Raw genomic sequence first — 26,582 nt, 5'->3', positions numbered from 1 at the left:
GCCAAACCCAACGCCCCAGGAGAAAACAATATGACTCTGCGTAAATTCGCAGGGCTAGGAGCCCTTTTGTCCCTCGTAATGCCTGGCCTGGCCATGGCGGCAGACGAAGTGGCAGCTCCAGTCCTCAACTCCGGCGACACCGCCTGGATGCTGACTTCCACAGCCTTGGTGCTGTTCATGACCATTCCTGGCCTGGCGCTGTTCTACGGCGGCATGGTGCGGTCGAAAAACATTCTTTCAGTGCTGATGCAGTGCTTTGCCATTACCGGCCTGATCAGCATTCTGTGGGTCATCTATGGCTACAGCATTGCGTTCGACACGACGGGCATGGAACAGGGCGTCGTCAACTTCAACTCCTTCTTCGGTGGCCTGGGCAAGGCTTTCCTGGCGGGCGTGACCCCAGCCAGCGTAACCGGCCCGGCGGCGCTGTTCCCTGAAGCGGTGTTCATCACCTTCCAGATGACTTTCGCCATCATCACTCCGGCGTTGATTGTCGGTGCCTTCGCCGAGCGGATGAAGTTCTCCGCCATGCTGATCTTCATGGGCGTCTGGTTCACCCTGGTGTATGCACCGATCGCGCACATGGTCTGGTCCGGCAATGGCGGCCTGATGTGGGACTGGGGCGTGCTGGATTTCGCCGGCGGCACCGTGGTCCACATCAATGCCGGTATCGCAGGCCTGGTGGCGTGCCTGGTACTGGGCAAGCGCAAAGGCTTCCCTACCACGCCGATGGCTCCCCACAACCTGGGCTATACCCTGATGGGCGCGGCCATGCTGTGGGTCGGTTGGTTTGGCTTTAACGCTGGTTCCGCTGCTGCGGCCAACGGTACTGCCGGCATGGCCATGCTGGTGACTCAGATCGCTACTGCCGCCGCGGCCCTGGGCTGGATGTTTGCCGAGTGGATCACCCACGGCAAGCCAAGCGCGCTGGGTATCGCTTCGGGCGTGGTCGCCGGCCTGGTAGCCATCACTCCGGCCGCGGGCACCGTTGGCCCGATGGGCGCCCTGATCATCGGCCTGGCCGCTGGCGTGGTGTGCTTCTTCTGTGCCACCAGCCTCAAGCGCAAGCTGGGTTATGACGACTCCCTGGATGCCTTCGGCGTTCACGGCATCGGCGGTATTCTTGGCGCGATCCTCACCGGTGTGTTCGCCGCTCCATCTCTGGGCGGCTTCGGCACCGTGACCGACATCGCCGCGCAAGTCTGGATTCAGTGCAAAGGTGTGGGCTTTACCGTGATCTACACCGCGATCGTGACCTTCATCATTCTCAAGGTCCTGGATGCCATCATCGGGCTTCGGGTTACCGAGGAAGAAGAAGCGGTCGGCCTCGATCTGGCACAACACAACGAGCGGGGTTACAACCTGTAATCGCGCCTGAAAAAACGCCCGGCTCCGGCCGGGCATTTTTTTGCCTGGCGTTTGTCATTGCGAAAGGCTGAATGGATTTACTGACAAGCATTGGCGTGTATGCCGTGGCGATTTCCAGCAGGACAAATGCTTACACTAAAGCAGGATTATTCGGCGCTTTGTTTTTTCCCTGAGCGCGCTAGAATGCGCGCCGAAGCGTGGAGATCGGTATGTGGCAACAGACCCTGATTACCCTGCGGGCCAGGCCCCGGGGCTTTCATCTGGTGACGGACGAGTTGCTCGCCGGCCTGCCTGAGTTGAGGGCATGTCGGGTTGGTCTGCTGCATTTATGGCTGCAACATACCTCGGCCTCGTTGACCATCAACGAGAACGCCGATCCGGCGGTACGGCGTGACTTCGAGCGTTTCTTCAACACCCTGGTGCCTCAAGGCATGGCCGGGTACGAACATGACGACGAGGGCGCGGACGACCTTCCGGCGCACTTCAAAGCCAGTTTGCTAGGCTGTCAGCTGACTTTGCCGGTAGCGGCGGGGCGCTTGGCGCTAGGCACCTGGCAAGGTGTTTATCTGGGCGAGCATCGCGATCATGGCGGTGCTCGCAAAGTCCTTGCCACCCTGCAGGGTGATCGGGCATAAGCCGCTGAGTATCAGTGGACGTTGATTTTTTTCCGGCAGCCTTCGACAGTCGGCGCAGCTGGGCTATAACTAATCTGCTTTTCGCAAGTCATGAGGTAGAACATGAGCGACGATGATCTGGAAAACGACGACCTCGAAGTAGGTGACGAAGACGAAACCGAAGAAGGTCTTGAAGCGGCCGCCGACGATGTGGCGGAAGACGATGGCAGTGATGTTCCTGCTCCGACCGCCAAAGGCAAGGCCAAGGCCGCCGTCTCGGTAGACGAGCTGCCGAGTGTCGAAGCCAAGAACAAGGAGCGTGATGCACTGGCGCGTGCCATGGAAGAGTTCCTGGCCCGTGGCGGCAAAGTGCAGGAAGTCGAGGCCAATGTGGTCGCCGATCCGCCCAAGAAGCCTGATAACAAGTACGGCAGCCGGCCTATCTGAGCCTTGTTACTTGCTTGCTGAAAAAGCCCGCCGTCGCTGCGGGCTTTTTCATGGGCGCGTGCCGGGTAAATGGCGCCGCGTGGCGGCGATCGCGAGCAAGCTCGCTCCTACAGAACGAGCCGCATCAGGTGCCGCTGTGCCAGCGACCCAGCAGTGCTGGCAGTTCTTTGAGGCTGCGAATCTCGGCATCAGGGGCGCGCTCGGCTTCCCAGGCCTTGCCCGCAGGATTGAACCAGATGGCCCGCAGGCCCGCCTGCTGGGCGCCGGCAATGTCGTCGCCCGGGTGATCGCCGATATGCACGGCGGTTTCGGCCGTTGCGCCACCGCGCTGCAGGGCTTCATGGAACAGCCGGGCATCCGGCTTGGCGACCCCAATGTCTTCGGCGCACAGGGCGAACTTGAAGTAGTCCGCCAGACCCAGGCGACGCACGTCGGCATTGCCGTTGGTGACGACCCCTAGGGCGAAATGATTGGCCAGGGCCTCCAGGGTCGGCTGAACCTCGGGGAAGATGTCCAGCTGATGCCTGGCATGCAGGAACACTTCGAAGCTCTGGTCGGCTAGCTGGCTGGCTTGGCTGTGCTCATACCCGGCCTCTTGCAGGGCATGGAACAGCACCCGGCGGCGCAGGGCGCTGATCCGGTACTTGAGCGTCGGCTCGTCCTGCAGCACCCGTTCGCGAATGGCCCACAGATGCTCCACCGGCACGCCGCCGAGATTCGGTGCGTGCTCGGTCAACCACTGGCGCAGGGTGGCTTCGGCGCTGACGATCACCGGCGCGGTATCCCACAGGGTGTCGTCGAGGTCGAAGGTGATCAGCTTGATGGTCATTACTCACCGCCTTTGTTGCGTTTGGCCCGTGGATGGGCGCTGTCGTAGACCGCTGCCAGGTGCTGGAAGTCCAGGTGGGTATAGATCTGTGTGGTCTTGATGTCCGAATGCCCCAGCAACTCTTGCACGGCTCGCAGGTCCTGGGAGGACTCCAGCAAATGGCTGGCAAAGGAATGGCGCAGCATGTGCGGGTGCAGGTTCTGTCCCAGTTCCCGCTCGCCGGCGGCCTTGACCCGCAACTGAATGGCTCGTGGCCCCAGGCGGCGCCCCTTCTGGCTGACGAACAGGGCGCCGTCCGGCGGGTTGCTCAGGGCTCGCAGCGGCAGCCACAGCGTCAGGGCTTCCCGGGCCTTCTTGCCTACCGGCAGCACACGGGTCTTGCTGCCTTTGCCCAGCACCTGCACCAGGCCGTCGGCCAGATCCAGCTGTTCGAGGTTCAGGCTGGTCAGCTCGGAGAGACGCAAGCCGCAGGAGTAGAACAGTTCCAGGATCGCCTGGTCGCGATGGGCCAGGAAGTCGTCTTCTACCGCGCCGTCGAGCAGTTGTAGGGTGCGGTCGGTATCCAGGGTCTTGGGCAGGCGACGTTCGCCCTTTGGCGGTGCCAGGCCGTTGGCCGGGTCGTGATCGCACAGCCCTTCGCGGTTCAGGTAGTGATAGAGCCCGCGCACGGCGGACAGAAGGCGTGCCAGGCTGCGTGATGACTGACCTTGCTGGTGCAGGCGGGCAATCATGCTGCGCAAGCCCTGGATATCCAGGTCGGTCCAGCTGCGCACCTGCTGCTTTTCACAGAATCCCAACACCTTGTCGAGATCGCGCCGGTAGGCCAGCAGGGTATGGGGCGACACCTGGCGCTCACTGCGCAGGTGTGCGCAGTAGGCATCCAGTTGCTGCTGCATGGTCAGCGTACCGAGCGCAGCGAGTGGGTGAAGCGCGGCAGCACGCGGCCGGTGACTTCAGCAATGTAATTGAGGAACAGGGTGCCTACCGAGCTCTTGTAGTGCTGCGGGTCACGGCTGGCGATGGCCAGTACACCGTGCATGCCCTGGTGCGCCAGGGCGACTACCGCAGTGGAGCCGATCTGCTTGCGCTGTTCTTCGCCGAAGAGAAAGTCCAGTTCGTGCTCGCGCAGGCTGCCACTGACACTCTTGCCTTCTGAAAGCAGGCCGCCGATGGCGCCCTGGGCTTCGGCGGCGGAGACCCAGCGGCCTACCGGCATGGGGCTGTCGCTGAACAGAATCAGGCTGACGAAGGGCACCTGGAAATCCTGGCGCAGGCTGTCTTCGACACTCATCACCACCTCTTCCAGGCTGGTGGCGTCCATCAGGGCCAGGATCAGGCGTCGGGTCTTGTCGAACAGCCGGTCGTTGTCCCGGGCCACGTCCATCAATTGCGACAGGCGATGGCGCATCTCGATGTTGCGCTCGCGCAGGATCTTCATCTGCCGCTCCACCAGCGATACGGTGTCGCCGCGCTGGTGCGGAATGCGCAAGGCCGGGAGCAACTCGTCGTGCTCGACGAAGAAGTCCGGATGGGCCTCCAGGTACGCGGCGACGGCGGCTGCGTCCAGGTCGGCAGAAGGCGTTGGGTCGGGCTTTGCGGCGGGAGCCTGCGGCTGATCAGTCATGGATTTCGCTCACTTAAAGACGCACCTGTCCTTCGTATACGCGCACTGCCGGACCGGTCATCATCACCGGTTGGCCAGGGCCTGCCCATTCAATGGACAGGCGCCCGCCCGGCAGGTCGATCAATAGGGGCGAATCCATCCACCCCTGGCTGATCGCGGCCACTGCGGCTGCGCAGGCGCCGGTACCGCAGGCCTGGGTTTCCCCGGCGCCACGTTCCCAGACCCGCAATTGCGCGCGTTGACGGTCCAGCACCTGGAGAAAGCCGACATTGACCCGCGCCGGGAAGCGCGGGTGATGCTCGATCTTCGGCCCCAGTTCGTGTACCGGCGCGCTGTTGATGTCATCCACCCGCAACACGGCGTGAGGGTTGCCCATGGACACGGCGGCCAGCTCGACCTGCAGGCCGTCGACGTCCAGCGTGTAGCTGTCGGCCTGGGCCGGGGCCTGGAACGGAATGTCCGCCGGCACCAGGCGCGGAGCCCCCATGTTGACGCTGATCTGTCCGTCGTTGCGTACATCCAGTTCGATGACGCCGCTCTTGGTCTCGACGCGGATCTGACGCTTGGTGGTCAGGCGCTTGTCCAGTACGAAACGGGCGAAGCAGCGGGCGCCGTTGCCGCACTGTTCCACTTCGGAGCCGTCGGAGTTGAAGATCCGGTAGCGGAAGTCCACGTCCGGGTTGCTCGGTGCCTCGACGATCAGCAGTTGATCGAAGCCGATTCCGGTATGGCGATCACCCCATTGTTTGGCGTGCTTGGGCAAAATATGCGCGTGCTGGCTGACCAGGTCGAGAACCATGAAGTCATTGCCCAGGCCATGCATCTTGGTAAAACGCAGCAGCATGGTCTTACTCCGGCAGCAGGCTTTCGCCAGCGAATAACTCGGCTACCGTCTCGCGGCGACGCACTTCAACAGCCTGGTCACCATCGACCAGTACTTCAGCGGCACGGCCGCGGGTGTTGTAGTTCGAGCTCATGACGAAACCATAGGCACCAGCGGAATGCACCGCCAGCAGATCGCCCTCGGCCAGGGCCAGGTTGCGTTCCTTGGCGAGGAAGTCGCCGGTTTCGCAGATCGGTCCGACGATGTCGTAGGTGCGGGGTTCGGCATCCCGCGGCTGGACGGCACTGACATCCATCCAGGCCTGGTACAGCGCTGGGCGGATCAGGTCGTTCATGGCGCCGTCGACGATGGCGAAATCCTTGTGTTCGGTGTGCTTGAGGTACTCGACACGGGTCAGCAGTACACCGGCGTTGGCCACGATGAAGCGGCCCGGTTCGAACACCAGGGCCAGGTCGCGGCCATCCAGGCGTTCACGCACGGCCTTGATGTAGTCGGCGGCCAGTGGCGGCTCTTCGTCGCGATAACGCACGCCCAGACCGCCACCCAGATCGATGTGGCGCAGGTAGATGCCGCATTCTCCAAGACGATCCACCAGATCCAGCAGGCGGTCGAGGGCGTCGATGAAAGGCGCCAGGGTGGTCAGTTGCGAGCCGATGTGGCAGTCGACCCCGACGATATCCAGGTTCGGCAGCTGCGCGGCGCGGATGTACACGTCCTCGGCAGTCGCAATGTCGATGCCGAACTTGTTTTCCTTGAGCCCGGTGGAGATATACGGGTGAGTGCCGGCATCGACGTCGGGATTGACTCGCAGCGAGATTGGCGCGCGAACACCCAGTTCGGCGGCCACCAGCTGCAGGCGCTCAAGCTCTTCTGCGGACTCGACGTTGAAGCAATGGACGCCCACTTCCAGGGCTCGGCGCATGTCGTCACGGGTCTTGCCGACACCGGAAAAGACAATCTTGTCGGCTTGGCCGCCAGCCGCCAGGACGCGCTCCAGCTCGCCCCGGGAGACGATGTCGAAGCCTGCGCCCAAGCGCGCCAGGACATTCAGCACACCCAGGTTGGAGTTGGCTTTTACCGCGAAGCAGACCAGGTGCGGCATGCCGGCAAGCGCCTCGGCATAGGCCAGGTACTGGGCCTCGATGTGCGCTCGGGAGTAGACGTAGGTCGGCGTGCCGAAACGCTCGGCAATGGCGGACAGGGCTACGCCTTCCGCGAACAGCTCACCGTCGCGGTAGTTGAAAGCGTCCATGGTGAGCCCTTAGTAGGTGTCGTGCTTGTGCGACTTCGACTGCGATTTCGCCTGTTCTTCTGGGGATTTGCTGTCATCGGGCAGATACAGCGGGCCTTTCTGGCCGCAGGCGGTAACAAGGCAGGCAACCGCGACGAGCGCAGCAAGGGAAGAGATCAGGCGCTTCATGGCGAAATCCTTGAGAATGCGTAAATTGCGCCCGAGTATACCGGCCACCCGGCAGCTTGCCTATGCAGCGTAACTCCCGTCCAGCGGGCCTTTGCCAGGGGCTGCTCAGAGGCTTTGGTCGGCTTCCGACACAATGGGCGTCGCATTTATCCGCCTGTTCGGTATCCTTTGCATTCGCCGGGGAGCGTCCGTATCTTGCGGCGCTTGAGCGTGAGTAGACACTTTTTGAGGTTCCTGCAATGAGTTTGACCGAAGCCCGTTTTCACGACCTGGTGGACGCCACCCAGCAGACGCTGGAGGATATTTTCGATGAAAGCGACCTGGACATTGACCTGGAAAGCTCCGCCGGAGTGCTCACCGTCAAGTTCGACAACGGCAGCCAGGTGATCTTCAGCCGCCAGGAACCTTTGCGCCAGCTGTGGCTGGCCGCCCGCTCCGGTGGTTTCCACTTCGACTACGACGAGGAAAGCGAGCGCTGGATGTGCGACAAGAGTGAAGAGCAGCTGGGGGAGATGCTGGAACGCATCGTTCTCGAACAGGCGGATATCAAGCTCGATTTCGAAGGGCTCTGAGGTCGTGACTCAGCCTGCCGCAGCCCGACCGCCCAAGCCGCTCTACAGTAATGTCAGCCCGGCGGTCAGTTCGCCGTGCATCAGTCTGTGCCGTCTCGATGAGGAGAAGGTCTGCCGCGGCTGTTTCCGCCATGTGGAGGATATTCGCGAGTGGCGTTCGGCCGATGACGAGCGGCGGCGAGTGATCTGCGCACAAGCGCTGCAGCGCAAACAGAGCGGTACAGCCGGGGGACTTTAGGTTCGTACTGGTACGGTTTGTTTATTCAGTGTGCTGTGATAGTGTCCGACTTCGCCTCGCTACATCGAGGCCGGTGAGAACCCCGTCTTATTTGGCGGGGTTTTGCTTTTTTGTGCAGAAAAAATAGGAGTCAGCCAGGATCATGAGTACTGCACCATCCATCATCCTTACCCGCCTTGACGTGCAACGTCTGGAGCGCCTGATCGACAGCCTGGACGACTCGCTGCCAGGCGTCATTGCACTGCAAACCGAGTTGGATCGTGCCGAAACGCTGGTGGGTCACGATGAAGTACCGGCCGGTGTCGTAACCATGAACTCGCGTGTGCATTGCCGTGAGGAAAGCAGTGGCAAGGACTATCACCTGACCCTGGTTTATCCACAGGACGCCAACGCCGACGAAGGCAAGATTTCGATCCTTGCACCCGTGGGCAGCGCCTTGCTGGGCTTGCAGGTGGGTCAATACATCGACTGGCCGGCGCCGGGTGGCAAGACCCTGAAGCTGACTCTGCTGGAAGTGGAATACCAGCCGGAAGCCGCGGGCGACTACCACCTCTGATTTGCGGCTAGACCTGCTCGAGCGCGTCGTTCAGTGCGCGCTCCAGGCTGGCCTTGTAGCGCAGATACACAATGCTCGAACTTTGCATATCACCGAGCAGGCCGGACAGGTCCAGGTCGGTGATGTAGCAGCGATAGCGTTCCGGTTCACGGCGCTGTCCGACGATTTCCTGGGCCACCGCGCTGAATAGCTGGTTGCCATATTCCAGTTCGGAAAACTCCCGTTGATTGCAGTACAGCGAGACTTGCACCTGGCCAGGTGCAGCCTTGCCGATGATCGCCTGCACGTCATAAAAGGCCTTGTCCACAGGGGTCGCAGGTGCTGGTCGCGGCTCTACCCGGCGCGCCCGACCGGTGCCTGAGGGCAGTATCTGCAAGTAGAGTGTGTCCAAAGGTTTCTCGCCCTGGCTACTGTCCATCGACTGTAGCGCTTCACGGCGGTAGAGGATCGACTGCAGGAAGCGCTGCAGGGGCACCAGCAGGCTTTGTTCGTCGTGGTACGCCAGGGTCTGCTGCCACAGGGCGTTGTGCTCATCGAGGATATAGAGTTCGGCGTGCTGCTCGATGATCCGGTAGAACACCTGAATGCAGTCTGGCTGGCCCATGGGCAGGATCAGCGCCAGGTCGTGATCTTCCAGGGCCATGGGATCGAGGTGCAGGGGGCTATAGCGGGCTTGCTCCTGGCCCAGGTATTCAAGCAGTGCGGCGGGTGTCGCCATGGCCCGATGCCGAACCTGGCCGGGTACCAGTTCGAGGACGTGAAAGTGCTGCTGGACCTGGATCAGGTAGCGGTAGTTGAGCTGACTGAGCAGGAGGTGGTGCGCGGTTTCGAACAGCTCCTCCACCCGCCGAGCGATGAACTGTGCGCGGTTGTGGCAGAAGCAGCGGACCCGCAACCGTGGTTGTGAGTCGGACGGCAGGTTATTGAGGTAGTCCCGCAGGCATTCGAGCAAGGCATGTTCAGCGTCATAGCGCCCGACCATGACCTCGTTCCAGCTATTGAGGGTGACCTGATCCAGGGTCAGCACCAGGTTTTCCCGCACCCCGGCGTAGCTCAGGGAGTCGGTGCGCTCGGTGGTCATGAGAATATTCAGGTCGCGGTGATGCTTGAGCGGGTCGACTCCGACGTTCACCAGGATCAGCACTTCGCCGGGTACGCTGGCATGCAGCAGCTGGTCTTCGTCGACGGTGGCCAATGGCAGGGCCACCGTCTGTTGCAGGCTGCCGAGCAAGTTGAACAGCTCGAACTCGCTCAGGTCGCTGCTGCCAGGGTGCAGCGCCAGGCGCGTGCTGCTATCGATCACCCCATTGCGATGGCACCAGGTCAGCAGCTCAAGCAATTCACGGCTGCGCTTGATAGGCGCGAAGTGCTCCCACTCCAGGGCGGTCAGATTGCCGTTGTACAGGCCCCAATGAGTCTGCCCTGGTTCTTTCTTGTTCGGCGATTGCACCAGGGTCAGGGTGTCTTCCGCGAGGTCCGGGGCGATACCGGGATTGATGAACTCGATTTTTCCCGCCTTGCGTTCGAATGCTGCGTACAGGCGTCGGCCCAGCACGTTCAAGTCGCGCTTATTGATCAGGCTGGCGGCCTGTTCGGTGCGGGCGAACTGGGTCAGGAAGCGGTAGCTGTAGTTGAGCTCGTTGACCAGCGCCCGGCGCTCGCTGCTGACCTGGCGCACTTTCCATTGGCTGCGACTGTCCAGCAGGGCCAGCTGGCGCTGATCCCAGCCCCATTCGCTGGCCAGGCGCTCAAGCAGTGCCCGCTGCCAGCTCGGACTGCGAGCGCCATTGCCGCTGGAAAGCTTGCGGTTGACCTTGAGGTACAGGCTGCGCCGTACCAGTTCCAGACGCTCGGGCTCGCCACGGGCCTTGAGGTATTCCTCGATGCGTCGGTAAACCACGATATAGGGGTCGAGCTCGTCCAGGTCCAGGCGGTTGGCGAACACCGCCTGCTTGAAGCGCAGGCTCAGGCACTGGACCCTGGGATGCTCACTGGCGTAGACCTCGATCAGCAGCAGCTTGAGTACTGATTTGTAGGGGGAGTCGATGCCCTTGAACAGCTGCCAGAGTCCGGCTCCGATGAACTCGCCGGGCGGAATGCGTGCCATGTGGCCCAGGTCCAGGTTCTCTTCGGCGGGTACGAAGCGCTTGGAGAGCAGGGTGTGGATGTAGCGCTCGTAGCGGGACTCCTCGTACACCGGCACCAGCCACCACAACGGCGTGCGTCCGGCCAACCAGATGGCGGTGCGGTAGAACTCGTCGAGCAGCAGGTAGTGCTGGGTGGTGCCGCAATCATCCGAACTCAACTGTGTATCCCGCTCGCCGCGGACAAAACGGCTGGGATCGATCAGGAAAAAGTGCGCCTCGGCGCCCTGGCCCGCGGCCCAGGCTTCCAGCAACTGGCATTTCTTCTGCAGTTCGGCCAGCTCGGTTTCGCTCAGGCCCGGCGCATGGCACACCCAGACATCCATGTCGCTCTGGTCCGCCTGGGCCAGGGTGCCCAGGCTGCCCATGAGAAACAGGCCGTGGATAGGTCGAGGTGGATTGCCATGACGAGGCTTGTAGGAAAAGGAGCGGGTCAGGCGCTGGGCTTCAGCCAGGGCTTGCGGGTCGGGCTCGTAGTTGGACAACCCCGCCGGGGTAGCGCCGGAAACGTAGCCGGGCAGCAGTGGATGATTGACGTGAAAGAACAGTGGCAGCAGGTTGAGGACCAGCTGCTGGCGTGCCGACAACCCTTCCATTGCCCGAGCCATGCGTCCGGCATTGAGGGTGAGAAAACGCGCGCGCAGTTGACTGAGAACCTTGCGATCGATTCCTTCATCCAGATCGGGACGGATTTCATGGGTATGGGGCATTTCAAGCTGAGCTCGAACGTGGCGGTTTGAGGACGGCAGCAGTTTATCGTCAGACAAGACCGAGCCTTAAGCTGATTTTGTTTTTTGACGCCAGATTTCTAGCGTATTGGCGGGAGGGTGCCTACGGAATCCGACAGACGGGAACCCCGCAGGCCGAGGAACGGTGTTCAGGCGGTTTCTTTGACGCTCAGGATGGTCAGCAGGCCTTGGGCATGTTCAGCAGCATCCCGGCCAAGGCTGGTCAGGTAGCCCCCATCGGGCTGGGTAATCAGTTCTTTGTCAAACAGGCGTTGGGCGGCGGCGATGGCAGAAGGGGCGGCGGTCTGATGGATTTTCAGGCCTTCCTGGGAGTTGTCCAGGTTGAAGAGTGCAAGGATTTCCAGTTCGGCAACCAACTCAGGGGTATACGACATAAGGACTCCAGACTTTCTAGGAATGAGAGGTCAGCGTTCTTAAGGTGACCGCAGAACGGCGGCGTGTCCAGCATTCGCTGAGGACTTTTGTACCTGGGGGCAGCGGTCTTTGGCCGCAGGGTGCCTGCAGTGTAGTCAGGTCGGGAGTGGCGTGCCGGAGCGTTGCTGCGGGCAGCGCTCCGGTGGTAGCGGCTTACTGCTTCTCTGGAGGCAGTTCCGGCAGGGCGCGCAGCGCGGCTTCGTACCATTGGGTATCGAAGGCGCGGTCTTCCTCGAGGATCGCATCGATCTCGACAGCCAGGACGTGGGCCATCAGGTTGAGGATTTCTTCCCGCTCGTAACCCACCAGAGTCAGCTTATTGAAGGTGGCCTTGGCTGCTGGCGGATTGTCGCTTTCGATCTGGTTCTCGATCGCTTCGATCAGGGTGTTTTCGGCGAACTCTTCTTCGTCGTTGTCGATATCGGTTGGCTCGCTCATGGCAGGCTCCTCAAGGAAAGGTCGCCAGTTTACTCGTATTCAGAGGCTGGATGCTGCTGGTCAGAAGTGGATTAACCTTCTATAAAAAGTCCTGCCGACCCCCTGCACGGCCTGGAGGCTATGGGATGTTCAAGCTTTATGGCTTCGCCATCAGCAACTACTACAACATGGTCAAACTGGCCCTGCTGGAAAAGGGCCTGCCCTTCGAGGAGGTGTTGTTCTACGCCGGCCAGAGCCCCGAGGCGCTGGCCATCAGTCCCCGGGGCAAGGTTCCGGTGCTGGAAGTGGAGCAGGGCTTTATCAGTGAAACCAGCGTGATTCTCGATTACCTGGAGCAGGTCCATCCCGAGCCGGCGCTGCTCCCGGGAGATGCTTTCGAGAGGGCACAGGTGCTGGCGCTGGCCAAGGAGATCGAACTCTATATCGAGCTGCCGGCCCGAGCCTGTTTCCCCGAAGTGTTCTTCGGTGCAACGCTGCCCGAGGCCATCAAGGAAAAGGCTGGAGTCGAATTGCTGCAGGGGTTTGCCGCATTGCGCCGGCATGCTCGGTTCGCGCCGTATGTGGCGGGTACCAGCCTGAGCGTGGCGGACCTGTATTTCCAGTACAGCGTGAACCTGGCCCTGGTCGTTGGGGACAAGCTGTTCGGGATCGATTTTCTGGCCGATATGCCAGAGGCCAGGGCCCTGTTGGAGCGCCTGGAACAGACGCCCAACGCCAGGCGAATTGCCGCTGACAAGGCTGCGCTCATTACCGCCAGGCGATCGGGACGCTAGCGCCGGGCAGCCAGCTTGCAAGGACCGGCAGAGGGTTGCCGGCCCCTGCGGGCAGGGTGCTTAGCGGCTGGCCAGCAACGCCTGGCCGCGAGCCACAGCAGCCCGGACCTGAGCTGGAGCGGTGCCGCCGATGTGGTTACGGGCATTTACCGAACCTTCCAGGGTCAGCACGGCAAACACATCCTGCTCGATCTGGTCGCTGAATTTGCGCAGTTCTTCCAGGCTCATTTCTGCCAGGTCCTTGCCAGTCTCCACACCGTACTTCACGGCATGGCCGACGATTTCGTGGCAGTCACGGAACGGCAGGCCACGGCGCACCAGGTAGTCCGCCAGGTCGGTGGCGGTGGAGAAGCCGCGCAGGGCCGCTTCACGCATGATGGCGTGCTTGGGCTTGATGGCCGGGATCATGTCTGCGAAGGCCCGCAGTGAGTCGCGCAGAGTGTCGGCAGCGTCGAACAGCGGTTCCTTGTCTTCCTGGTTGTCTTTGTTGTACGCCAGGGGCTGGCCCTTCATCAGGGTCAGCAGGCCCATCAGTGCGCCGAACACTCGGCCGCTCTTGCCCCGTACCAGCTCCGGCACGTCGGGGTTTTTCTTTTGCGGCATGATCGAGCTGCCGGTGCAGAAGCGGTCCGGCAGATCGATGAACTGGAACTGCGCGCTGGTCCACAGCACCAGCTCTTCGGAGAAACGCGACAGGTGCATCATTGCCACGCTGGCGGCGGCGCAGAATTCGATGGCGAAGTCACGGTCGGAGACGCTGTCCAGGGAGTTGCCGCCCACGGCTTCGAAGCCCAGCAGCTGGCAGGTCAGCTCGCGGTCGATGGGGTAGGTGGTGCCGGCCAGCGCAGCGCTGCCCAGGGGCATGCGGTTGGTGCGCTTGCGGCAGTCCACCAGGCGCTCGTAGTCGCGGCTGAGCATTTCGAACCAGGCCAGCATGTGGTGCCCGAAGGTCACGGGCTGGGCGGTCTGCAGGTGAGTGAAGCCCGGCATGATGCTTTCGGCTTCGCGCTCGGCCAGTTCCAGCAGGCCTTTTTGCAGGCGGGCGATCTCGGCCAGGATCAGGTCGATTTCGTCCCGCAGCCACAGGCGGATGTCGGTGGCCACCTGATCATTGCGGCTGCGTCCGGTGTGCAGCTTCTTGCCGGTGATGCCGATGCGGTCGGTCAGGCGCGCTTCGATGTTCATGTGCACGTCTTCAAGGTCCACGCGCCAGTCGAAGCTGCCGGCCTCGATCTCGCCCTGGATGGTCTTCAGGCCGTCGATGATGCTGTCACGCTCGGCGTCAGTGAGCACGCCAACCTTGGCCAGCATGGTGGCATGAGCGATGGAGCCCATGATGTCGTGGCGATACAGGCGCTGGTCGAAAGTGACAGAGGCGGTGAAGCGGGCGACGAAGGCGTCGACGGGTTCACTGAAGCGGCCGCCCCAGGACTGATTGGTCTTGTCAGTGCTCATGAATTCGCTCGTGATCTGCTGAAGGAAGATGGCGTAAAAAACAGGCGCCGATAATAACAGGGTTGCCTGGGCTGTCGCTGGCACTGGTCGGCAGCTTTTTTCTCCGGGCCTGCGCTGCGTGGCTTGTCGCCGGTCCCGAGGGCGCAGAGACTGAGGTCGGCACAATCCGGAGTGGATCAGGACAGGGGGGGCTTGAGTGCGGAAGGTGATATCGATCAAACGATATTTATCGATTGAGCAATATCGTCTTGGCAACCGTCTACAGTTGGACAGGAGGACCGGCACAATTGCGTAACACCCCTCGCGTGTTCGCAGTGAGTCTGTCCATCGAGTTCACTCCGCGCAGGTCCATGCAACTCGCCCACGAAACGAGGCGGGTGCGGCCAGGGTGGACACCGACCACAGTAACGAGGGGGGCTTTGTGTTGAATACCAGCATTCCCTGCAACGCCGTCGCGCATCCACCGACCTTGGGCGGTATCGGGCAGGTCCGGGTAAATATTGGTGCCCGACTTGCGGCACTTTTTGGCCTTCGCACTAGTCTTATCGTGGATCGCCGTGACGGACGTCACTCCACCTGTCTACGCTATCCTTGTGCGAGACTCACGCAGGAATCCAGCGCAATATGAATGTCCTGATCGTTGATGACGAACCCCTAGCCCGCGAGCGCCTGAGCCGGATGGTCAGTGAGCTTGAGGGATACAGTGTCCTGGAGCCCAGCGCCACCAATGGCGAAGAGGCACTGAGCCTGATCGACAGCCTTAAGCCGGATATCGTCTTGCTCGATGTCCGCATGCCGGGTCTGGATGGTCTGCAGGTCGCCGGAAAATTGTGCGAACGCGAGACGCCTCCGGCGCTGGTGTTTTGCGCGGCCCCGGACGAATTCGCCTTAGAGGCCTTCGATGCCAGCGGGGTCGGGCACCTGGTCAAGCCCGTGCGCCCAGAACTGCTGCTGGAGGCGCTGAAAAAGGCCGAGAAGCCCAATCGTGTGCAGTTGGCGGCCCTGACCCGGCCGGCGGCGGAAAGCGGCAATGGCCCGCGTAGTCACATCAGCGCCCGCACCCGTAAGGGTATCGAGCTGATTCCTCTGGCTCAGGTGGTGTATTTCATTGCTGACCACAAGTATGTGACCTTGCGCCACGAAAGCGGCGAGGTGCTTCTGGATGAGCCATTGAAAGCATTGGAAGACGAATTTGGTGAGCGCTTTGTGCGTATTCACCGCAATGCGCTGGTGGCCCGAGAGCGGATCGAACGACTGCAGCGTACGCCCTTGGGGCATTTCCAGCTGTACCTCAAGGGGCTCAATGGTGATGCCCTGATCGTTAGCCGACGCCATGTGGCGGGTGTGCGCAAGATGATGCAGCAGCTCTAGACCGCGACTCAAGGCCCACAAAAAGGCAAGCCTGGCGTCGGGAGGGCGCTGCGTTTCTGATACAAGTCAAAGCTGCTTTGGCTGAGCTGTTATTATCTGCCGTATCTATTCAGTACGGATTGATCCATGTCCTCTCGCGAAATCCGCATCGCTACCCGCAAAAGTGCACTGGCCTTGTGGCAGGCCGAATACGTCAAAGCCCGTCTGCAAGAGGCCCATCCGGGCCTCGTCGTGACCCTGGTGCCCATGGTCAGTCGCGGTGACAAACTGCTGGACTCGCCCCTGTCGAAAATCGGCGGCAAGGGTCTGTTCGTCAAAGAGCTGGAAACCGCACTGCTGGAAAACCAGGCCGACATCGCCGTGCATTCTATGAAAGACGTGCCCATGGACTTTCCCGAAGGCCTGGGGTTGTTCTGCATCTGCGAGCGTGAAGATCCACGTGACGCCTTTGTTTCCAATACCTACGCCAGCCTTGAGCAATTGCCGGAAGGCAGCGTGGTGGGTACCTCCAGCCTGCGCCGCCAGGCTCAACTGCTGACCCGTCGGCCTGATCTGCAGATTCGTTTTCTGCGGGGCAACGTCAATACTCGGCTGGCCAAGTTGGATGCCGGTGAGTACGACGCCATTATCCTGGCCGCCGCCGGCCTGATCCGTCTGGGCTTCGAAGACCGCATCAGTTCGTCCATCAGTGTCGATGAGAGTCTGCCCGCCGGTGGCCAAGGCGCAGTCGGCATCGAGTGCCGTAGTGCCGATACTGAAATTCACGCGTTGCTGGCGCCTCTGCATCATGCCGACACAGCCAGCCGGGTGACTGCCGAGCGAGCGCTGAACAAGCATTTGAACGGTGGCTGCCAGGTTCCGATTGCCTGCTACGCGGTGCTCGAAGGCGATCAGATCTGGCTGCGAGGCCTGGTCGGCGAGCCTAGCGGTGGCCTGTTGTTGAGCGCGCAAGCGCGTGGCCCGCGAGCGTCGGCTGCTGAACTGGGGGTGAAGGTGGCAGACGACCTGCTGGCCCAGGGCGCCGATGACATCCTGCGCGCGGTCTACGGCGAGGCGGGCGAAGAGTGATCGGGTGGCGCCTGCTGCTGACTCGGCCGAGGGAAGATAGCGCTGCGTTGGCAGCGACCCTGGTCGAGGTCGGTGTCTTCAGCAGCAGCCTGCCGCTACTGGAGATTCAAGCCTTGCCTGTCAGCGATTCGCAGCGGGCGATCCTGCTGGAACTGGATCGTTACTGTGCGCTGATCGTGGTCAGCAAGCCTGCCGCGCACCTTGGCCTTGGCTTGCTGCGAGCCTATTGGCCTCAGCCTCCCGCTCAAAGCTGGTTCAGTGTCGGTGCCGGTACCGGGCAGATCCTTGCGGATGCCGGTCTGCAAGTTTTCTACCCTCAAACAGGTGATGACAGCGAAGCCTTGCTTGAACTTCCCCAATTGCGCGAGGCTATCCGGCGGCCTGAGCCACGGGTGCTGATCGTCCGTGGAGAGGGCGGTCGCGAGCTGCTCTCTGAGCGCTTGCGTGACCTAGGTGCTAGTGTCGATTATCTGGAACTCTACCGCCGGTGCCTGCCGCATTACGCCAAGGATGCGCTGCTTGAGCGGATTCAGGGGGAACGCTTGAACGGCCTGGTGGTCAGCAGTGGACAGGGTTTCAGCCACTTGCAGCAGTTGGCCGGCCCAGCCTGGTCGCAGTTGGCGAAGATGCCGTTGTTTGTTCCAAGCCCCCGGGTCGCCGAAATGGCACGTGCCGCCGGGGCGGAAAAAGTTGTGGATTGTCGCGGCGCCAGTGCCGCGGCTTTGCTAACGGCGTTACGGGAGCAACCCGTGCCCGTTCTCTAAACGCAAAGGATGGATACGTGAGCGAAACAGCCTTGCCTAAAGATGAAGTGCGGCCGGTGCCTGAAGCACCTGCCGAGCCCACGACCCCAACCGTTGAGCGTCGTGGCAACGGGTTGGCGATACTGGCCCTGCTGCTGGGGGCGGCGGGTGTCGCTGCTGGCGGCTGGGGGATCTGGCAGGTGCGCAGCCTGCAAGCCAACAACCAGCAGCAACTGAGCCAGCTGCAGGCCTTGGGGGATCAGGCGCAGAGTTTCAAACTCAGTGAACAGCGCCTGAGTGCACGCCTGGAACAACTGCCGGCAGCCGATGAGCTGGAGGACCGGCGGCGGCTGGTGGCCCAGTTGCAAGGTGATCAGCAGCGCTTGAGTCAGCGCTTGGAAACCGTGCTCGGCGCCAGCCGCAAGGACTGGCGCCTGGCCGAGGCCGAGCATCTGCTGCGTCTGGCCAGTCTGCGTCTGTCTGCACTGCAAGACATCAGCAGTGCTCAGGCACTGGTCCAGGGCGCAGACGATATCCTGCGGGAGCAGAACGACCCGGGCTCTTTCGCTGCACGCGAGCAATTGGCCAAGAGCCTGGCGGCTCTGCGCAGTACCGAGCAACCAGATCGCACCGGCCTGTTCCTGCAACTGGGAGCCCTGCGTGATCAGGTCCTTGAGCTCAGCGCCGTGGCTCCGGAGTACAAGGACCGCGGCGAGTCACTGCTGGGGCTGACCGCCGACGGTGACGGCGCGAGCCGCTGGGCGCAGTGGTGGGATCAGATCTCCCGCTATTTCCGCATCGATTTCAATGCCGACAAGAACATCCGTCCGTTGCTGGCCGGCCAGGGGCTGACTCAGGTACGCCTGGCCCTGAGCCTGACGTTGGAGCAGGCACAGTGGGCTGCCTTGAATGGTCAGGCGGCGGTCTATACCCAGGCACTGACCGAGGCACGTGATGTACTGACCAGCAACTTCAATCAGGACAATCCGCAAAGCAAGATCATGCTTGAGCGCTTGTCCGAACTGAGCAAGCAGCCCGTGACCGTTGTCACCCCGGATCTGGCCAAGACCCTGAGCACGGTCCAGGCCTATCTCGAGCGGCGCAATCTGAACGCTGAAGATTCAGTCAAGCCTCTGGCCAAACCTGCGGCGAACACCGTCCAGGAGGCGAGCCCATGAAGCGCGTCTATGTGATCGTTCTACTGCTCATCGCAGCCATTGGCCTGTTGGGGTTGGCCATTGCCGAGCATCCCGGGTACGTGCTGATCGCCTACAGCAACTTCCGCTACGAATCGAGTCTGTGGGCAACCCTGGCCCTGGTGGCGCTGATCTGGTTGGTGATCTGGGGCATCAAGCTGCTGATCGAATTGGTGATGGTCTCTGGTGGTGTGGTCAATCCCTGGTCGCGGCGTAATCGGAGTCGCCGGGTACAAATCGCCATCGAGCAGGGCCAGATGGACCTTGCCGAAGGTCGTTGGGCCAGCGCGCAAAAACATCTGCACCGTGCTGCAGAGGCCGAACGTCAACCACTGTTGTATTACCTCGGTGCGGCCCGCGCCGCCAACGAGCAAGGCCACTATGAGGAGTGCGACCAGTTGTTGGAGCGGGCACTGACTCGCCAGCCCCAGGCCGAGCTGGCGGTCGCCTTGAGTCATGCCCAGTTGCAGACCGACCGCGGTGATACCGAAGGTGCCCTGAGCACCCTGCAAGCGATGCATGAGCGCCATCCCCATAGCGTTCAGGTCCTGCGCCAGTTGCAGCGCCTGCATCAACAGCGTGGTGACTGGTCGGCGCTGATCCGTTTGCTGCCCGAGTTGCGCAAGGACAAGGCCCTGCCGGCCAGCGAGTTGCAGGAGCTGGAGCGTCGCGCCTGGGGTGAGAACCTGACCTTGGCGGCACGGCGCGAAGAGGATCAGGTGGCAGCCCTGCAGTCTCTCAATCGAGCCTGGCAGCAACTGACTTCGGCCCAACGCCAGGAGCCACAGCTGGTGCTGGCCTACGCCGAGCAACTGCGTCAGCTGGGGGCGGGAGCCGAGGCTGAAGAGGCCCTGCGCACAGCCCTCAAACGCAAATATGAAAGCCACCTGGCACGGCTTTACGGATTGGTGCGCGGCAGCGATCCATCGCGCCAGTTGCAGACTGCCGAGCACTGGTTGAAGGAGCATGCGGACGACCCGAGTTTGCTGCTGACCCTGGGCCGTCTGTGTCTGCAGAACAGTCTGTGGGGCAAGGCCCGGGACTACTTGGAAAGCAGCCTGCGACTGCAGCGCAATCCTGAAGCCTGTGCCGAGCTGGCTCGTTTGCTGGCGCAGCTGGGTGATACCGAGCGCAGCAACCAGCTGTTCCAGGAAGGCCTGGGAATGCTCGACGAGCGCCTGCTGGCGTCACCGTTGCCGGTTCCGGTACGGATCTGAAGCGTCTTCAGGGCCGGTTGCAGGCAACCGGCCTGTTTTTATTTGGGGTTGATGGCTCATTCACGGTTGATTGTCGATCCGCTGCGGCATAGCGCTTCTTGAAAGGAGCGAGCGCTTTCTCTACCGTGGCTGCCTGTTTCTCTCCGTTACGGATATCTCATGTCGCTGGCCGGCTCTCGCTTGCTGTTCTCCCTGGTGTTCCTGGTGGGGGCTTTTGCCTCGTGGGCGGCGTTCAACCTGCAATCCGGTGGTGGCCTGGAATCCTGCACCTTGTGGGGCGTGCAACGCTTGCTGCTGATGATGTTCGCTGGCGTCAATCTACTGGCTGTGGTGCAGGGGCCGGGGCGCATGGGACGAGCTGTCTACTGGGCGCTCAACCTGATACTGGGCCTGTTCGGGGTGATCACTGCCGGGCGTCATGTGTTGCTGCAGAACATTCCTTCCGAGCAACTCCTGGCCTGCCTGCCGGACATGCCGTTCATGTTGCGCAACCTGTCCTGGTGGCAGGCACTGCAATTGACCTTCGTGGGGACATCGGACTGCGCGGAGGTCACCTGGACCCTGCTCGACATGAGTCTGCCCGAGTGGAGCCTGCTGTTTTTCGTGATCATGCTGATCTTCAGCGGCTACCGTCTGCTGCGCCTGTTTCGAGCCACTCGCAAGGCTGCAGCGTTGCCCTGAGTCATGGTTTGGTGGGAGGGCGCGGATTAAACGCTTGTATGAACTTTATCTCCTGCGTACCTTGATGCTGTTGTCGAGCGGGCATAATCTGGCCCGCACGCGTCACTGGAATTATGTTGCTCGATGCTGTTGCGCCTGACCGGATCCAGAGTCTCCAGAAGGGGGGGCGGCGGGCAAGCGGCATGACCCATAAGGGAAGAGAGATCACCATGCTCGAAAGTTGTCAGAATGCTCAGGAACGCTGGGGTGGAGTGCATCTGCTGATCGATCGCTGGTTGCAGGAGCGTCACGAACTGGTTCGAGCCTATGATGCGTTGGGTGCCGAGCCCGAAGCCCTGAGCGAGAGCAAGAAACCACTGCAGGAATTCTGCGGGATTCTGGTGGACTACGTTTCCGCCGGTCATTTTGAAATCTACGAGCAGCTCACTAGCGAGGCCAAGGCCTTTGGCGACAAGCGCGGGCTTGAGCTGGCCGATACCCTCTATCCGCGTATTGATGTGATCACTGAAAAGCTCCTGGCGTTCAACGACCTGTGTGATGCGGGTCAGTGTGTGGCGCAGAAGTTCAAGGAGCTGGGCGGCCTGTTGCACGAACGCTTCGAACTGGAAGATTGCCTGATCGAAGTGCTGCATAACGCCCACAAGCAGGACGCGGTGGCTCAGGCCTGAAAACAGGGCGGAGCAATACAGGAACGGCACGCCTTGGCGTGCCGTTTTTCGTTCCTGTGCCTTAGTCAGCAACGCCCAGCAATTCGATCTCGAATACCAGGGGGGTGTAAGGCGCGATCAGGTCGCCTGCGCCTTCGGTGCCGTAGGCCTGATTCGATGGAATCACCAGTCGCCATTTGGCGCCGGTGGGCATCTGCGACAAGGCGCTGTGCCAGCCTTCGATCACGCTGTCCAGGCGAAACCACTGCGGTTGCTGGGTCTGGTCGAACACGGTGCCATCGGGCAGGCGTCCGGTGTAGCGCACCTGGACTGAACCGTTGGGGCTGGCCTTGTTGCCACTGCCAGGTGCCAGCTCGGTCAGGAGAATGCCATCGGCCAGTTGGCGCACGCCGGGCTTGGCCTTTTCCTGGTCGAGAAAACGTCGTTCGTTTTCCAGGGCCGCTTCAGTTTTCGACTTGCTCGACTGCTCGCTGATCCGTGCATCGTGCTGAGCCAGGATCTGTTCGATGCGTTCGGTTTTTAGGGCCAGTGGCTTGCCTTGATAAGCGGCTTTCAAACCCTCGACCAATGCCTGGATCTGCAGATCGGGCACTTCGTCACGCAGTCGTTCACCGAGGCTTGCGCCCAGGCTGTAGGCAAGGTCGTGAGCGTCATTGGGCGGCGCTTCGGCAGCAGCCTGAGCCAGTGGCAAGAACAGGCTCAGGGATAAAAACAGGTAACGCGACATGGGCACTCTCCGGCCTGAGTAGCGGTGGATTATGCCAGCGACAAAGCGCGGGTTGGTGAGCAACTTCGATGACGGCGAAGAACATTTTCAATCCGCTGCAACGCCGGGCTTTCGATACTGTCAACATGCCCTAGCGGCGGTAGCAGCAGAGGTCTAGTATGAGCCGCAACTCACGTCAGCCAGGAGGTAAACCATGTCGGCCAATAAGAAGCCTGTAAATACTCCGTTGCATTTGCTCCAACAGCTGTCGGGCAGCCTGCTCGAACATTTGGAAAACGCTTGTTCCCAAGCCTTGGCTGATGCTGAAAAACTGCTCGCCAAGCTGGAAAAACAACGGGGTAAAGCGCAGGAAAAACTGCACAAATCGCGTACCAAATTGCAGGACGCTGCGGCGGCCGGCAAGGCCAAGGCACAAGCCAAGGCCAAGACCGCGGTGAAAGAACTCGAAGACTTGCTGGACGCATTGAAAGAGCGCCAGGCACAAACCCGCAGCTACATTCTGCAACTCAAGCGCGATGCCCAGGAAAGCCTGAAACTGGCTCAAGGCGTTGGTCGTGTGAAGGAAGCAGTAGCCAAGGCATTGAGCACTCGTGATGCCAAGCCGGTAGCTGTCGCGGCGAAGAAACCAGCGGCCAAGCCTGCAGCTAAAGCACCAGCCAAATCTGCCGCCAAACCAGTGGCGAAAAAAGCGGCTGCCAGCGCAGCTAAACCCGCGGCGAGCAAACCCGCAGCGGCTAAACCTGCCGCCAAGCCTGCGCCTGCCAAACCTGTTGCCGCCAAGACCGCTGCCGCCAAGCCAGCAGCCAAAGCCGCCGCAGCCAAGCCTGCCGCCGCCAAGCCAGTGGCCAAACCTGCCGCCAAATCTGTAGCAGCCAAACCTGCCGCTAAACCAGCAGCCAAGCCTGCGGCCAAACCCGCAGCGGCTAAAACAGCTGCCGCTAAACCTGTCGCAGCCAAACCCGCAGCCAAACCTGCCGCCGCAAAAGCGCCGGCCAAACCTGCTGCCAAACCCGCCAGCAAACCTGCAGTAGCTGCCAAGCCAGCAGCATCGTCGGCTGCTAAACCAGCAGCCAAGCCGGCCGCCAAGCCTGCGGCCAAACCGGCTGCGAAAAAGCCGGCGGCCAAGCCTGCAGCAGCCAAACCTGCTGTGGCCAAACCCGCCACCCCGGCAGCCAAGCCAGCGGCTCCAGCACCGGCTGCGGCCAAGCCAGCTGCACCCGCGCCAGCAGCCTCGCCAGCAGCGGCTGCGAGCACAGCTCCTGCCGCTCCCGCTCCGGTAACTGCCGGTACTCCTTCCAGCGCTTCTTAAGCGCCGGTCGCCGCGACGCGCAGCACCTGCAGCGCGTCGCGGTTGCGTTCGGCGGCTCCGGCCGCCAATCCTTCAAGCCAGTCTTCCAGGCTCTTCGCTTGAACCTCCGGCCATTCCCGTACCCGCTCCTGCAAACGCAACAGCAATTGCCGTTCGGCTTCCAGTTCCAGGGTCTTGACCTGTTCGCGCAAGGCACTCAACTCAAGGTCTTCGCGGGCCGCATCGCGCCAGCCAATGCGCAAGTCGCGCAAAGGTTGAACCACGTCCCGGTGCCAAGGCGCCGCGAGCTCTTTCAACTGCTCCAGGCGCTGGCTATCGCAGCGGACGCCACGCTGGCCAAGCCAGGCTCCACAGAGCAGCAGGCAGACATTGGCACCTTCGTCCTGTAGTTGCAGGCAGGCTTCCTGCACGCCGGGAAGGGCATAAATGGTCAGGGAAAAATTCCACAGGTCAGAGGACATAGTGCTACTCGCGCCAGTTGCGAGCGAAGCTGGTAGACTCCGCCGCCATTATGATTCGACTTCAGAACCTGACTTTACAGCGTGGCCCGCAACGTCTGCTAGAAGACGCCGAGCTGACCCTGCACGCCGGCCAGAAAGCCGGCCTGATCGGTGCCAACGGCGCCGGCAAATCCAGCCTGTTCGCCTTGCTGCGCGGCGAGCTGCATCCGGATTCGGGTGACTGCTTCCTGCCCGCCGATTGGCGCATTGCCCACATGCGTCAGGAGGTCGACACCCTCGAGCGCCTGGCCGTGGACTATGTGCTCGACGGCGACCTGCGTCTGCGCCAGGTGCAGCGTGAACTGGCCGCCGCCGAAGCGGCCCATGACGGTGGCGCGCAAGCGCGCCTGCACGCCGAGCTGGACAGCGCCGACGGCTACACCGCTGACGCGAGGGCGCGCAAGCTGCTGGCCGGACTGGGCTTCACCAACGAACAGATGGACCGCCAGGTCGGCGACTTCTCCGGGGGCTGGCGGATGCGCCTGAACCTGGCCCAGGCGCTGATGTGCCCGTCGGACCTCTTGTTGCTCGACGAACCCACCAACCACTTGGACCTCGATGCCATCATCTGGCTCGAAGACTGGCTCAAGGGTTATCCCGGCACCTTGCTGTTGATCTCCCACGATCGGGATTTCCTCGATGCCGTGGTGGATCACGTGGCTCACGTCGACCAGCGCAAGATCACCCTCTATCGCGGTGGCTACAGCGCCTTCGAGCGGGCCCGTGCCGAGCGGCTGGCCCAGCAACAGCAGGCCTACGAGAAGCAGCAGGCGCAACGGGCGCACATGGAAAGCTACATTGCCCGCTTCAAGGCCCAGGCCACCAAGGCTCGCCAGGCCCAGAGCCGGATCAAGGCCCTGGAGCGCATGGAGGAGCTGTCGGCGGCCCATGTGGACTCGCCCTTCGACTTCACCTTCCGCGAGTCGACGAAGATTTCCAGCCCGCTGATCGATCTCTCCGATGCGCGCCTAGGGTATGGCGAGCGCACGATCCTGGAGAAGGTCAAGCTGCAACTGACGCCGGGCGCACGGATCGGTCTGCTGGGCCCTAACGGCGCCGGCAAGTCGACCCTGATCAAGAACCTCTCCGGTGAGCTGCAGCCGTTGTCCGGCCGCCTGACCCGGGGCGAGAACACAGTGGTGGGCTACTTTGCCCAGCATCAATTGGACTCCCTGGATTCCAAGGCCAGCCCCTTGCTGCACCTGCAGCGGCTGGCGCCCACCGAGCGCGAGCAGACCCTGCGCGACTTCCTCGGTGGCTTCGACTTCCGTGGCGCGCGGATCGACGAGCCGGTGCTGAATTTCTCCGGCGGTGAAAAAGCTCGCCTGGCCCTGGCCCTGATCGCCTGGGAACGGCCGAACCTGTTGCTGCTCGACGAACCCACCAACCACCTGGACCTGGAGATGCGCCTGGCCCTTACCATGGCCCTGCAAGAGTTCAGCGGCGCGGTATTGGTGGTCTCCCACGATCGCCATCTGCTCAAGAGCACCACGGACAACTTCTTCCTGGTGGCCGACGGCAAGGTCGAGGAGTTCGACGGCGACCTGGATGACTACACCCGTTGGCTGGTGGACTACCGCCAGCGCAATGCCCCGGTCAGCAACACGCCGGTCAACCCGGACAAGACCGACAAGAAAGCCCAGCGCCAGGCCGCGGCTGCTTTGCGTCAGCAGTTGGCACCGCACAAGCGCGAGGCCGACAAGTTGGAAGCCGAACTGGGCAAGGTCCATGAGCGCCTGGCCAAGATCGAGACCAGCCTGGGCGACAGCGGTCTTTACGAAGCGGCGCGCAAGGACGAGCTGCGGGACCTGTTGGCTGAGCAAGCCAAGCTCAAGACCCGCGAGTCCGAACTGGAAGAGGCCTGGATGGAAGCCCTGGAGTTGCTGGAAAGCATGCAGGCAGAACTCGAGGCACTGTCCTGATGGAAGCGTTGCAACTGCCATTGCCGGCGCAGTGGGTCGCTCCGTTGTGGGTGGGCGTGCAGATCCTGCTGATTCTCCTGGCGGGCTATCTGGCCCAGCGTTTTGTCGCCCGTTGCCTGACCCGTCTGGGCGAGCGTTACCCGTTCCCGCCGCAGTTGCTGATGCCCCTGCGGGGCGGTCTGCGCTGGCTGATCATGGGCAGCGCGGTGATCTTCGTCCTGGAGCGCCTGGGGGTTTCCGCCACGGTGTTGTGGACCGCCCTGTCCGGCTTTGTCGCCGTGGCGGCGGTGGCCTTCTTCGCCATGTGGAGTGTGCTCTCCAACCTGCTGTGCGCGATCCTGATCTTCACCGTTGGCCCCTTCCGCCTGGGTGACGTGGTGGAGTTGGTGGACACCGTCGACAAGCCTGGCGTCAAGGGCCGGGTCGTGGCGATCAACCTGCTGTACACCACCCTGATCGAGTCCGAAGAAGCCGGCACCGGCAGCGCCATGGTCCAGGTGCCCAACAGCCTGTTCTTCCAGCGCTCGGTGCGTCGCTGGCGCGGCAGCGATGTGCTGCCGGTAGGAACTGGCGAAAAGTAATCCCTTCCTCTGTAGCCGCTGCCGCAGGCTGCACAGCTATTGCCCCTGGTCCTGTTGACCTATCGCAGCCTGCGGCAGCGGCTACAGGGCCGTGCATCACCTTTGGGCGAAAAA

The 26,582-nt window shown here is 62.0% G+C and carries 29 protein-coding genes; 17 read left to right on the top strand and 12 right to left on the bottom strand.

What is annotated here, in order from left to right; all coding sequences use genetic code 11:
* Nucleotides 1–30 precede the first annotated feature (30 nt).
* The 3 genes from KHO49_RS15640 to sutA all read left to right on the top strand — a co-directional run bounded on the left by KHO49_RS15640 (nt 31) and on the right by sutA (nt 2,429).
* Entirely contained in the window at nt 31–1,368 is a 1,338-nt protein-coding gene (locus KHO49_RS15640) for an ammonium transporter (protein ID WP_102881269.1), read from the top strand.
* 209 nt (nt 1,369–1,577) lie between these two features.
* Nucleotides 1,578–2,003 carry a secondary thiamine-phosphate synthase enzyme YjbQ gene (locus KHO49_RS15635; protein WP_102862235.1) on the top strand — a complete coding sequence of 142 codons (426 nt, stop codon included), beginning with the start codon at nt 1,578–1,580 and terminating at the stop codon, nt 2,001–2,003.
* 102 nt (nt 2,004–2,105) lie between these two features.
* The gene (gene sutA / locus KHO49_RS15630; RefSeq protein ID WP_007926654.1) at nt 2,106–2,429 is read left to right on the top strand and encodes a dormancy-specific transcriptional regulator SutA; all 324 of its coding nucleotides are present in this window, start codon (nt 2,106–2,108) and stop codon (nt 2,427–2,429) included.
* A 124-nt stretch (nt 2,430–2,553) separates the two neighbouring features.
* On the opposite strand, the gene KHO49_RS15625 is transcribed toward sutA, so the two are convergent.
* The 6 genes from KHO49_RS15625 to lptM are packed head-to-tail and all read right to left on the bottom strand — an operon-like array spanning nt 2,554 to nt 7,146.
* Nucleotides 2,554–3,258: an HAD family hydrolase gene (locus KHO49_RS15625; protein ID WP_110652915.1), complete on the bottom strand. Its 705-nt coding sequence runs from the start codon at nt 3,256–3,258 to the stop codon at nt 2,554–2,556.
* Nucleotides 3,258–4,154, bottom strand: a complete 897-nt coding sequence (gene xerC / locus KHO49_RS15620) for a tyrosine recombinase XerC (protein ID WP_102881266.1) — start codon at nt 4,152–4,154, stop codon at nt 3,258–3,260. Before xerC ends, KHO49_RS15625 begins: the two co-directional genes overlap by 1 nt.
* Before the next feature lie 2 nt (nt 4,155–4,156).
* Nucleotides 4,157–4,882 (bottom strand): DUF484 family protein, encoded by a 726-nt coding sequence (locus KHO49_RS15615; RefSeq protein WP_102881265.1) that lies wholly within the window; start codon nt 4,880–4,882, stop codon nt 4,157–4,159.
* 13 nt (nt 4,883–4,895) lie between these two features.
* A complete protein-coding gene (gene dapF, locus KHO49_RS15610) occupies nt 4,896–5,726 on the bottom strand; it encodes a diaminopimelate epimerase (protein ID WP_102862231.1) in 831 nt (276 codons plus the stop codon).
* A 4-nt stretch (nt 5,727–5,730) separates the two neighbouring features.
* Nucleotides 5,731–6,978, bottom strand: coding sequence for a diaminopimelate decarboxylase (gene lysA / locus KHO49_RS15605; protein WP_102862230.1), 1,248 nt, complete (start codon nt 6,976–6,978; stop codon nt 5,731–5,733).
* A 9-nt stretch (nt 6,979–6,987) separates the two neighbouring features.
* Nucleotides 6,988–7,146 (bottom strand): LPS translocon maturation chaperone LptM, encoded by a 159-nt coding sequence (lptM, locus tag KHO49_RS15600; RefSeq protein ID WP_082729310.1) that lies wholly within the window; start codon nt 7,144–7,146, stop codon nt 6,988–6,990.
* Between the two features lie 239 nt (nt 7,147–7,385).
* On the opposite strand from lptM, the gene cyaY reads away from it, so the two are divergent.
* The 3 genes from cyaY (at nt 7,386) to rnk (ending at nt 8,512) form a co-directional block, all read left to right on the top strand.
* The gene (gene cyaY / locus KHO49_RS15595; RefSeq protein ID WP_102862229.1) at nt 7,386–7,718 is read left to right on the top strand and encodes an iron donor protein CyaY; all 333 of its coding nucleotides are present in this window, start codon (nt 7,386–7,388) and stop codon (nt 7,716–7,718) included.
* 4 nt (nt 7,719–7,722) lie between these two features.
* On the top strand, nt 7,723–7,956 hold the full coding sequence (locus KHO49_RS15590; RefSeq protein WP_102862228.1) for a DUF1289 domain-containing protein: 234 nt from the start codon (nt 7,723–7,725) through the stop codon (nt 7,954–7,956).
* Between the two features lie 142 nt (nt 7,957–8,098).
* Complete coding sequence (gene rnk, locus KHO49_RS15585) at nt 8,099–8,512, top strand: nucleoside diphosphate kinase regulator (RefSeq protein ID WP_011064182.1); 414 nt, start codon at nt 8,099–8,101, stop codon at nt 8,510–8,512.
* Between the two features lie 7 nt (nt 8,513–8,519).
* Here the strand turns inward: rnk and KHO49_RS15580 are convergent, their stop codons facing one another.
* The 3 genes from KHO49_RS15580 to KHO49_RS15570 form a co-directional block, all read right to left on the bottom strand.
* On the bottom strand, nt 8,520–11,366 hold the full coding sequence (locus KHO49_RS15580) for a class I adenylate cyclase (RefSeq protein WP_213665237.1): 2,847 nt from the start codon (nt 11,364–11,366) through the stop codon (nt 8,520–8,522).
* A gap of 167 nt (nt 11,367–11,533) precedes the next feature.
* Nucleotides 11,534–11,779, bottom strand: a complete 246-nt coding sequence (locus KHO49_RS15575) for a TIGR02647 family protein (RefSeq protein ID WP_025130885.1) — start codon at nt 11,777–11,779, stop codon at nt 11,534–11,536.
* 193 nt (nt 11,780–11,972) lie between these two features.
* On the bottom strand, nt 11,973–12,257 hold the full coding sequence (locus tag KHO49_RS15570) for a hypothetical protein (protein ID WP_102862226.1): 285 nt from the start codon (nt 12,255–12,257) through the stop codon (nt 11,973–11,975).
* Between the two features lie 125 nt (nt 12,258–12,382).
* On the opposite strand from KHO49_RS15570, the gene KHO49_RS15565 reads away from it, so the two are divergent.
* A complete protein-coding gene (locus KHO49_RS15565; protein WP_102862225.1) occupies nt 12,383–13,030 on the top strand; it encodes a glutathione S-transferase family protein in 648 nt (215 codons plus the stop codon).
* 60 nt (nt 13,031–13,090) lie between these two features.
* Here KHO49_RS15565 and argH read toward each other — a convergent pair whose 3' ends face one another.
* Nucleotides 13,091–14,485: an argininosuccinate lyase gene (gene argH / locus KHO49_RS15560; RefSeq protein WP_110652918.1), complete on the bottom strand. Its 1,395-nt coding sequence runs from the start codon at nt 14,483–14,485 to the stop codon at nt 13,091–13,093.
* A 624-nt stretch (nt 14,486–15,109) separates the two neighbouring features.
* On the opposite strand from argH, the gene KHO49_RS15555 reads away from it, so the two are divergent.
* The 7 genes from KHO49_RS15555 to KHO49_RS15525 all read left to right on the top strand — a co-directional run bounded on the left by KHO49_RS15555 (nt 15,110) and on the right by KHO49_RS15525 (nt 21,429).
* A complete protein-coding gene (locus KHO49_RS15555) occupies nt 15,110–15,856 on the top strand; it encodes a LytR/AlgR family response regulator transcription factor (RefSeq protein ID WP_102862223.1) in 747 nt (248 codons plus the stop codon).
* A 126-nt stretch (nt 15,857–15,982) separates the two neighbouring features.
* Nucleotides 15,983–16,924: a hydroxymethylbilane synthase gene (hemC, locus tag KHO49_RS15550; protein WP_102881262.1), complete on the top strand. Its 942-nt coding sequence runs from the start codon at nt 15,983–15,985 to the stop codon at nt 16,922–16,924.
* The gene (locus KHO49_RS15545) at nt 16,921–17,688 is read left to right on the top strand and encodes a uroporphyrinogen-III synthase (protein ID WP_123390031.1); all 768 of its coding nucleotides are present in this window, start codon (nt 16,921–16,923) and stop codon (nt 17,686–17,688) included. The genes hemC and KHO49_RS15545 overlap by 4 nt, the downstream gene beginning before the upstream one ends.
* A gap of 17 nt (nt 17,689–17,705) precedes the next feature.
* A complete protein-coding gene (locus KHO49_RS15540; RefSeq protein WP_102881260.1) occupies nt 17,706–18,845 on the top strand; it encodes a uroporphyrinogen-III C-methyltransferase in 1,140 nt (379 codons plus the stop codon).
* Nucleotides 18,842–20,080, top strand: a complete 1,239-nt coding sequence (locus KHO49_RS15535; RefSeq protein WP_110652920.1) for a heme biosynthesis protein HemY — start codon at nt 18,842–18,844, stop codon at nt 20,078–20,080. Before KHO49_RS15540 ends, KHO49_RS15535 begins: the two co-directional genes overlap by 4 nt.
* Before the next feature lie 159 nt (nt 20,081–20,239).
* Nucleotides 20,240–20,761 (top strand): disulfide bond formation protein B, encoded by a 522-nt coding sequence (locus KHO49_RS15530; RefSeq protein WP_102881258.1) that lies wholly within the window; start codon nt 20,240–20,242, stop codon nt 20,759–20,761.
* A gap of 209 nt (nt 20,762–20,970) precedes the next feature.
* The gene (locus tag KHO49_RS15525; RefSeq protein ID WP_060841672.1) at nt 20,971–21,429 is read left to right on the top strand and encodes an Rsd/AlgQ family anti-sigma factor; all 459 of its coding nucleotides are present in this window, start codon (nt 20,971–20,973) and stop codon (nt 21,427–21,429) included.
* Nucleotides 21,430–21,490: 61 nt separating this feature from the next.
* On the opposite strand, the gene KHO49_RS15520 is transcribed toward KHO49_RS15525, so the two are convergent.
* Nucleotides 21,491–22,156 (bottom strand): FKBP-type peptidyl-prolyl cis-trans isomerase, encoded by a 666-nt coding sequence (locus tag KHO49_RS15520; protein WP_213665236.1) that lies wholly within the window; start codon nt 22,154–22,156, stop codon nt 21,491–21,493.
* A 193-nt stretch (nt 22,157–22,349) separates the two neighbouring features.
* Between KHO49_RS15520 and KHO49_RS15515 the strand changes: the two genes are divergently transcribed.
* The gene (locus tag KHO49_RS15515) at nt 22,350–23,465 is read left to right on the top strand and encodes an AlgP family protein (protein WP_213665235.1); all 1,116 of its coding nucleotides are present in this window, start codon (nt 22,350–22,352) and stop codon (nt 23,463–23,465) included.
* Here the strand turns inward: KHO49_RS15515 and KHO49_RS15510 are convergent.
* A complete protein-coding gene (locus tag KHO49_RS15510) occupies nt 23,462–23,926 on the bottom strand; it encodes a TIGR02444 family protein (protein WP_102881255.1) in 465 nt (154 codons plus the stop codon). The genes KHO49_RS15515 and KHO49_RS15510 overlap by 4 nt on opposite strands.
* A gap of 50 nt (nt 23,927–23,976) precedes the next feature.
* Between KHO49_RS15510 and KHO49_RS15505 the strand changes: the two genes are divergently transcribed.
* Both KHO49_RS15505 and KHO49_RS15500 read left to right on the top strand, forming a co-directional pair.
* Complete coding sequence (locus KHO49_RS15505; protein ID WP_110594248.1) at nt 23,977–25,887, top strand: ATP-binding cassette domain-containing protein; 1,911 nt, start codon at nt 23,977–23,979, stop codon at nt 25,885–25,887.
* The gene (locus KHO49_RS15500) at nt 25,887–26,468 is read left to right on the top strand and encodes a mechanosensitive ion channel family protein (protein WP_102881254.1); all 582 of its coding nucleotides are present in this window, start codon (nt 25,887–25,889) and stop codon (nt 26,466–26,468) included. The genes KHO49_RS15505 and KHO49_RS15500 overlap by 1 nt, the downstream gene beginning before the upstream one ends.
* Nucleotides 26,469–26,582 lie beyond the last annotated feature (114 nt).

The organism is Pseudomonas sp. RC4D1, assembly GCF_018390395.1.
Lineage (GTDB): Bacteria > Pseudomonadota > Gammaproteobacteria > Pseudomonadales > Pseudomonadaceae > Aquipseudomonas > Aquipseudomonas danubii.
The sequence above is the reverse complement of the archived record's forward strand: the minus strand, read 5'-3'. Positions and strand labels throughout refer to the sequence as shown.

Excerpts from the sequence above, each read along its gene's own strand:
- KHO49_RS15505 (WP_110594248.1), top strand. The coding sequence starts at position 23,977 with ATGATTCGACTTCAGAACCTGACTTTACAGCGTGGCCCGCAACGTCTG.
- argH (WP_110652918.1), bottom strand. The coding sequence starts at position 14,485 with ATGAGCACTGACAAGACCAATCAGTCCTGGGGCGGCCGCTTCAGTGAA.
- KHO49_RS15530 (WP_102881258.1), top strand. The coding sequence starts at position 20,240 with ATGTCGCTGGCCGGCTCTCGCTTGCTGTTCTCCCTGGTGTTCCTGGTG.
- KHO49_RS15570 (WP_102862226.1), bottom strand. The coding sequence starts at position 12,257 with ATGAGCGAGCCAACCGATATCGACAACGACGAAGAAGAGTTCGCCGAA.
- KHO49_RS15515 (WP_213665235.1), top strand. The coding sequence starts at position 22,350 with ATGTCGGCCAATAAGAAGCCTGTAAATACTCCGTTGCATTTGCTCCAA.
- lysA (WP_102862230.1), bottom strand. The coding sequence starts at position 6,978 with ATGGACGCTTTCAACTACCGCGACGGTGAGCTGTTCGCGGAAGGCGTA.
- KHO49_RS15580 (WP_213665237.1), bottom strand. The coding sequence starts at position 11,366 with ATGCCCCATACCCATGAAATCCGTCCCGATCTGGATGAAGGAATCGAT.
- sutA (WP_007926654.1), top strand. The coding sequence starts at position 2,106 with ATGAGCGACGATGATCTGGAAAACGACGACCTCGAAGTAGGTGACGAA.
- KHO49_RS15555 (WP_102862223.1), top strand. The coding sequence starts at position 15,110 with ATGAATGTCCTGATCGTTGATGACGAACCCCTAGCCCGCGAGCGCCTG.
- rnk (WP_011064182.1), top strand. The coding sequence starts at position 8,099 with ATGAGTACTGCACCATCCATCATCCTTACCCGCCTTGACGTGCAACGT.
- KHO49_RS15565 (WP_102862225.1), top strand. The coding sequence starts at position 12,383 with ATGTTCAAGCTTTATGGCTTCGCCATCAGCAACTACTACAACATGGTC.
- lptM (WP_082729310.1), bottom strand. The coding sequence starts at position 7,146 with ATGAAGCGCCTGATCTCTTCCCTTGCTGCGCTCGTCGCGGTTGCCTGC.
- KHO49_RS15635 (WP_102862235.1), top strand. The coding sequence starts at position 1,578 with ATGTGGCAACAGACCCTGATTACCCTGCGGGCCAGGCCCCGGGGCTTT.
- KHO49_RS15520 (WP_213665236.1), bottom strand. The coding sequence starts at position 22,156 with ATGTCGCGTTACCTGTTTTTATCCCTGAGCCTGTTCTTGCCACTGGCT.
- KHO49_RS15615 (WP_102881265.1), bottom strand. The coding sequence starts at position 4,882 with ATGACTGATCAGCCGCAGGCTCCCGCCGCAAAGCCCGACCCAACGCCT.
- dapF (WP_102862231.1), bottom strand. The coding sequence starts at position 5,726 with ATGCTGCTGCGTTTTACCAAGATGCATGGCCTGGGCAATGACTTCATG.
- KHO49_RS15535 (WP_110652920.1), top strand. The coding sequence starts at position 18,842 with ATGAAGCGCGTCTATGTGATCGTTCTACTGCTCATCGCAGCCATTGGC.
- KHO49_RS15625 (WP_110652915.1), bottom strand. The coding sequence starts at position 3,258 with ATGACCATCAAGCTGATCACCTTCGACCTCGACGACACCCTGTGGGAT.
- KHO49_RS15575 (WP_025130885.1), bottom strand. The coding sequence starts at position 11,779 with ATGTCGTATACCCCTGAGTTGGTTGCCGAACTGGAAATCCTTGCACTC.
- KHO49_RS15500 (WP_102881254.1), top strand. The coding sequence starts at position 25,887 with ATGGAAGCGTTGCAACTGCCATTGCCGGCGCAGTGGGTCGCTCCGTTG.
- KHO49_RS15640 (WP_102881269.1), top strand. The coding sequence starts at position 31 with ATGACTCTGCGTAAATTCGCAGGGCTAGGAGCCCTTTTGTCCCTCGTA.
- hemC (WP_102881262.1), top strand. The coding sequence starts at position 15,983 with ATGTCCTCTCGCGAAATCCGCATCGCTACCCGCAAAAGTGCACTGGCC.
- xerC (WP_102881266.1), bottom strand. The coding sequence starts at position 4,154 with ATGCAGCAGCAACTGGATGCCTACTGCGCACACCTGCGCAGTGAGCGC.
- KHO49_RS15525 (WP_060841672.1), top strand. The coding sequence starts at position 20,971 with ATGCTCGAAAGTTGTCAGAATGCTCAGGAACGCTGGGGTGGAGTGCAT.
- cyaY (WP_102862229.1), top strand. The coding sequence starts at position 7,386 with ATGAGTTTGACCGAAGCCCGTTTTCACGACCTGGTGGACGCCACCCAG.
- KHO49_RS15510 (WP_102881255.1), bottom strand. The coding sequence starts at position 23,926 with ATGTCCTCTGACCTGTGGAATTTTTCCCTGACCATTTATGCCCTTCCC.